The following is a 4,062-nucleotide window of genomic DNA, read 5'->3' as shown; positions in this document are numbered from 1 at the left end:
CTCGACGTCCCGGACGTCCCCGATGTCCCCGACCGCCCCGGCACTCCGGTCAGCGACGGGCCCGGCGCGGCGGAGCGACGTGCGGCGGCGGCCACCGCGTCGCGGCGGGTGGCGTCCCGCAGCAGCGAGCGCACCAGCGGATAGCAGAGCAGATGGGCCACCGCGGCGCCGGCGGTGTGCAGCAGTACGGAGTCGACGTCGGCAACCTGGCCGGGGACGGCCGAGCGCAGCGCCTCCAGGCTCAGCGAGAGCAGCCCGGCGGCGGCGAACGTGCGCAGGAAGGAGCCGGTGCGCGAGCCGCGCTGGCCGGACACCAGCGGCAGCAGCGCGCCGAGTGGCGCGAACATCAGCAGGTTGCCGCCGATGCCGCGGAGTGCCGACACCGGGCCCTGCTCGATGTCGGCGCGGATGGTGGCGAGGAGTTCCACGTTGGCGGGCGCCACCCACGGAACGGCCAGCGGCCGCAACGTCAACCAACCGACGAACACCAGATGGCCGACCAGCAGAAGTGCCCCCACTGCCCGGATCCGGATGACGGCCTTCCCGCCTGGACGATCGTGCTGCACGCCGGCAATGACGACGGGCTCCGCGCGTGCGGTTCCCGTCCGATCGGGTGACCTGCGACTCCCGGCGCCGGAGATGTCCGCACGCTCGCCGCCGGAGGTTTCGCCACGCTCACCGCCGGACGTGTGGTCGCGCCCGGCGGCGGACTCAGAAGGGGACACCCGCGGTCTCTGCTGCCTCGGTGGTCGTCCGCAGCGCGGTGCCGCACTCGTAGAGCTTCAGCGGCTTGCCCGGCTCGCTGCTCGGCCCGCCGAGCAGCACCTGGCGGTTGGCGTCGGCGATGGTCGTCGCGGCGAACGTGCAGACGATCTGCGCCAGTGCGAACGGCGGCAGCTCGTTCGGGTGCCGGCTCAGCCGCAGTGCGCTGGAGTCGTCGTCCTGGTCGGGGGCGAAGACCCGCAGGTCCTCGGGCACGGCCGTGGTGAAGCCGGCCTCCTGCTCCCGGGGACCCGGCTCCCGGCGCAGTTCGGCGAGCAGCGTCCGGGCGGCGGCGAGCCGGTCCGCGGCCGACTCGCCCTGCCGCAGCGGCACCTGGCGGCGTACGTCCACCACCCGGCCGCTGCACACCAGCGCGATGCGCAGCTCACCGTCAGGACCGGCCTGCGGGGCGCCGTCCCCGCCCTGCTCGTGCTCTATGGCGCACGCCACCCGGGAGGGCGCGGGGCCGTCGTCGACGGGAACGGACGTGGCGCGGATGCCGCAGCCCGCCACGGTGACGCCGACCAGCAGCGCGGCCAGCGGGCCCGTCAGCGTGCGGAGTGTGGGACGCGGGAGGCTCAACGGTCGTCCCCCTCCTCATCGGCGGCGGCCGCCAACCGGCTCGGGTCCTGCGGGAGTTCCAGTGTGAAGACGGCGCCGCCCTCCGGGGAGTTGCGTGCGGTGATCTCACCGCCGTGGATGTGCGCGTTCTCGAGCGCGATGGACAGCCCGAGCCCGCTGCCCTCGGAGCGGGGGCGGGAGGCGCTGGCCTTGTAGAAGCGGTCGAACACGTGCGGCAGCACCTCCTCGGGGATGCCGGGACCGTTGTCCGACACCTCGATGACCAGCTTGCCGGTGCCGGGTTCGGCGGTCTCGGCGTGCGCTTCCGGGCACTCCTCGGTGCGCACCGACACCCGCACCGGTGAGCCGCCGTGCTTGAGCGCGTTGCCGATGAGGTTGGCGAGGATGACGTCCAGCCGGCGCGGGTCGAGGCGGGCGATGATGCCCCGCTCGGCGTCCAGCTCCACGGCGTCCAGCCAGGCCCGGGCGTCGATGCAGGCGGTCACCTGGTCGGCGACGTCCACGTTGTCCAGCACCAGGCGGGCGGTGCCCGCGTCGAAGCGGGTCACCTCCATCAGGTTCTCCACCAGGTCGTTGAGCCGCCGGGTCTCGCTGATCACCAGCTGCACGGCCGGCTCGATCATCGGGTCCAGGTTCTCCTGCTCGTCCTCCAGCACCTCGGTGACCGCCGAGATGGCCGTCAGCGGGGTCCGCAGCTCGTGTGACATGTCGGCGACGAAGCGGCGGCTCGCCTGCTCGCGGGCGCTGAGGTCGGCGACCCGCTCCTCCAGCGCGGCCGCCGTCGCGTTGAAGGTCCGTGACAGGTCGGCGAGTTCGTCCGTGCCGGACACCTTCAGCCGGGTGTCCAGCTTTCCCTCGCCGAGGCGTCGGGCCGCCTCCCCGAGCCGCTGCACCGGACGCAGCACGGTCGAGGCCGCCGCCTGCGCGAGCAGCACCGAACCGATCAGCGCCAGCCCGGTGGCGATCGCCAACGACCAGGCCAGCGAGGTCAGATCGTCCCGCTCCGGCTCCAGGGACTTGCGCATGTAGCCGGTCGGGCCGTCGCCGATGACCGTGGCACCGCTCAGCAGGTACGGCGTGTCGCCCTGGGCGACCCGCTGCCAGTACAGGTGGTACGCGGCGCCCTTCCCCTCGCCGCTCGACTTGCGGCGTTCGCCGACCGCCCGCTGCAGCTTCGGCGGCACGTCGTCCAGTGAGAACGCCCCGGACGACGTCACCGCGCAGCGCTGGCCGTCGCGTTGCCGGTCGATCAGCAGCACCTCGTAGTTCTGCGTCGAACGGGACATGGCCACCGCGGCGTCCTGCAACTGCTCGCAGGTCGGGCGCGGCGGCAGCGTGCCGGCGTGGTCGCCGAGCGTCTTGCGGAAGTCGTCCAGCGCCGCGGTCTGCGCCCGAGTCAGCACGGCGTCCCTGGTGAGCCAGTACGCGATGCCGGACGCCGCGACGGCGGCGCTCAGCGCCACCAGCGCGAACACGATCACCAGACGTAGCCGCAGGCTCGGCATGACCCCCACCAACCAGTCGCGCACCCGACCGAGCGGTCCTCTGTCACCGCCCCGCGCGTCCGGGCTCACTCCACCGCCCCCGTCCGGGCGTGCCACGTCACGACGGCGCGTCCAGGCGGTAGCCGACGCCGCGCACCGTGCGGATCAGCGTCGGAGAGGACGGCACGTCCTCCACCTTCGCCCGCAGCCGCTGCACACAGGCGTCCACCAGTCGTGAGTCGCCGAGGTAGTCGTGCTCCCACACCAGTCGGAGCAGCTGCTGGCGGGACAGCGCCTGCCCGGGCCTGCGGCTCAGCTCCAGCAGCAACCGCAGCTCGGTCGGGGTGAGTTGCAGGTCCTCGCCGTTCTTCGTGACGGTCATCGCCGAACGGTCGATGACCAGGCTGCCGAAGGCGGCCGAGTCGTTCGCCTCCCGCTCGCCCCGGCGCATCACCGCCCGGATGCGGGCGTCCAGCACCCGGCCCTGCACCGGCTTGACGACGTAGTCGTCGGCGCCGGACTCCAGCCCGACCACCACGTCGATGTCGTCGCTGCGCGCGGTCAGCAGGATGATCGGCAGCTGGTCGGTGCGGCGGATACGACGGCACACCTCGAAGCCGTCGATGCCCGGCAGCATCACGTCCAGCACGATCAGGTCGGGCCGCTGCTCGCGCAGCAGCTTCAGGCCGTCCTCGCCGGACGCGGCGGTCACCACGCGGTGGCCCTGGCGGGTCAGACCCATCTCCAGGGCGGTGCGGACAGCGTCATCGTCCTCGATCAGCAACAAGAAAGGCACACGCGCCATTCTGGCCCATGAACCGCCGCGAGTTCGACCAGCGGTCGGTCACGACTGAGACGACTCCGCGGCGACCTCCGCGCGGGGGGACGGCGGGAACAGCCGTTTGCGCTGTGACACCGCTGTGACAGTCGGGGGACCTGGTCATGAAACTGGCCCGGCAGAGTTTTCCCCACAAGGCAAGCGACGGGCTGCTTTCGAGGGAGGCGCGAGATGAACACACTGCACGGAACCAAGACCAGCGCAGTGACTCACACGCGTCTGCGTACCGCCGCGGTTCCCGCGGTGGTCCCCACGGTCGCGGCACGTGGCTCCGAGAAGTCCGGTGCCATGGGCGTGCGGGGGTGTGTCCGAGGCACCGGACGGCAGCGGCCGGCGTACATCGCGGCCCTGCCGGGGGGAGCGGCCCTGCCCCCCCCCCCCGGCGACGCTCGCGTC

At 72.8% G+C, this 4,062-nt stretch carries 4 protein-coding genes; all 4 read right to left on the bottom strand.

The features are described 5' to 3' along the window. A partial coding sequence (locus FNX44_RS24620; protein ID WP_323369647.1) for a VanZ family protein occupies positions 1–518 on the bottom strand: 518 nt, incomplete at its 3' end. Between the two features lie 193 nt (positions 519–711). Continuing rightward, positions 712–1,344, bottom strand: coding sequence for a hypothetical protein (locus FNX44_RS24615; protein WP_228450184.1), 633 nt, complete (start codon positions 1,342–1,344; stop codon positions 712–714). Then, positions 1,341–2,849, bottom strand: coding sequence for a sensor histidine kinase (locus tag FNX44_RS24610; protein ID WP_143651197.1), 1,509 nt, complete (start codon positions 2,847–2,849; stop codon positions 1,341–1,343). The genes FNX44_RS24615 and FNX44_RS24610 overlap by 4 nt, the downstream gene beginning before the upstream one ends. A gap of 97 nt (positions 2,850–2,946) precedes the next feature. Then, complete coding sequence (gene afsQ1, locus FNX44_RS24605; RefSeq protein WP_181355525.1) at positions 2,947–3,624, bottom strand: two-component system response regulator AfsQ1; 678 nt, start codon at positions 3,622–3,624, stop codon at positions 2,947–2,949. Positions 3,625–4,062: the final 438 nt, after the last annotated feature.

Source organism: Streptomyces alkaliterrae, assembly GCF_007097205.2.
Classification (GTDB): Bacteria; Actinomycetota; Actinomycetes; order Streptomycetales; family Streptomycetaceae; genus Streptomyces; species Streptomyces alkaliterrae.
This window is presented reverse-complemented; position numbering and strand designations above follow the sequence as displayed.